Consider the following 2,265-nt stretch of genomic DNA (forward strand, 5'->3'; position numbering starts at 1 on the left):
CTGGAAGACAGCACCATCGCCGGCACCGTCGCGAGCAATGACAGCGACGTCGATGACGGCGCCACGCTGAGCTACAGCCTCGATGCGGCAGTCGCCGGGCTGACGATCAACCCGGACGGCAGCTACAGCTTCGATGCCGCCAACGCGGCCTACCAGCATCTGGCGCAGGGCGCCACCACCGACGTGGTGGCGAGCTACACCGTCACCGACGAGCATGGCGCGACCTCGGGCGCGACGCTGACGATCACGCTGACCGGCACCAATGACGCCCCGGTCGCGGTGGCCGACACCAGCAGCGGTCTGGAAGATGCCACCATCACCGGCACGGTTGCGACCAACGACAGCGACGTCGATGACGGCGCGGCGCTGAGCTACAGCCTCGATGCCGCGGTGGCCGGCCTGACGCTGAACCCGGACGGCAGCTACAGCTTCGATGCCGGCAATGCGGCCTACCAGCATTTGGCGCAGGGCGCCACCACCGACGTGGTGGCGAACTACACCGTCACCGACGAGCATGGCGCCAGCGCCGCCGCGACGCTGACCATCACCCTGACCGGCACCAACGACGCCCCGGTCGCGGTGGCCGACACCAGCAGCGGTCTGGAAGATGCCACCATCACCGGCACGGTTGCGACCAACGACAGCGACGTCGATGACGGCGCGGCGCTGAGCTACAGCCTCGATGCCGCGGTCGCTGGCCTGACGATCAACCCGGACGGCAGCTACAGCTTCGATGCCGCCAATGCGGCCTACCAGCATCTGGCGCAGGGCGCCACCACCGACGTGGTGGCGAACTACACCGTCACCGACGAGCATGGCGCAACCTCGGGCGCGACGCTGACGATCACGCTGACCGGCACCAATGACGCCCCGGTCGCGGTGGCCGACACCAGCAGCGGTCTGGAAGATGCCACCATCACCGGCACGGTTGCGACCAACGACAGCGACGTCGATGACGGCGCGGCGCTGAGCTACAGCCTCGATGCCGCGGTCGCCGGCCTGACGCTGAACCCGGACGGCAGCTACAGCTTCGATGCGTCGAATGCGGCCTACCAGCATCTGGCGCAGGGCGCCACCACCGATGTGGTGGCGAACTACACCGTCACCGACGAACATGGCGCAACCTCGGGCGCGACGCTGACGATCACGCTGACCGGCACCAACGACACGCCGGTCGCGGTCGCCGACACCAGCAGTGGTCTGGAAGACAGCACCATCGCCGGCACCGTCGCGAGCAATGACAGCGACGTCGATGACGGCGCGGCGCTGAGCTACAGCCTCGATGCCGCGGTGGCCGGTCTGACGATCAACCCGGACGGCAGCTACAGCTTCGACGCCGCCAACGCCGCCTACCAGCATTTGGCCGAGGGCGCCACCACCGACGTGGTGGCGAACTACACGGTCACCGACGAGCATGGCGCAACCTCGGGCGCGACGCTGACGATCACGCTGACCGGCACCAACGACACGCCGGTCGCGGTCGCCGACACCAATGCCGGCACCGAGGACAGCACCATCACCGGCACGGTCGCAACGAATGACAGCGACGTCGACGACGGCGCCAACCTGAGTTATGCGCAGACCAGCGCGGTCGCCGGCCTGACGCTGAACCCGGACGGCAGCTACAGCTTCGACGCCGCCAACGCCGCCTACCAGCATCTGGCGCAGGGCTCCACCACGGACGTGGTGGCGAACTACACCGTCACCGACGAGCACGGCGCGACGTCGAACGCGACGCTGACCATCACGCTGACCGGCACCAACGACGCCCCGGTCGCGGTGGCCGACACCAGCAGCGGTCTGGAAGATTCCACCATCACCGGCACGGTTGCGAGCAACGACAGCGACGTCGATGACGGGGCCAGCCTGAGCTACAGCCTCGATGCCGCGGTGGCCGGCCTCACGCTGAATCCGGACGGCAGCTACAGCTTCGATGCGTCGAATGCCGCCTACCAGCACCTGGCGCAGGGCGCCACGACGGATGTGGTGGCGAACTACACCGTCACCGACGAGCATGGCGCRACSTCGRRCGCGACSCTGACGATCACGCTGACCGGCACCAACGACGCCCCGGTCGCGGTGGCTGACACCAGCAGCGGTCTGGAAGACAGCACCATCACCGGCACCGTCGCGAGCAATGACAGCGACGTCGATGACGGCGCCACGCTGAGCTACAGCCTCGATGCGGCGGTGGCCGGCCTCACGCTGAACCCGGACGGCAGCTACAGCTTCGATGCGTCGAATGCGTCCTACCAACACCTGGGC

The 2,265-nt window shown here is 68.1% G+C and carries 1 protein-coding gene; it reads left to right on the forward strand.

From position 1 onward, the window contains the following. Positions 1-2,265 (forward strand): Ig-like domain-containing protein (locus ACXJL8_RS39230; RefSeq protein ID WP_456686833.1); only part of this gene is annotated, 2,265 nt, incomplete at both ends.

The sequence above is a fragment of the Bradyrhizobium sp. P5_C11_2 genome, from assembly GCF_054049755.1.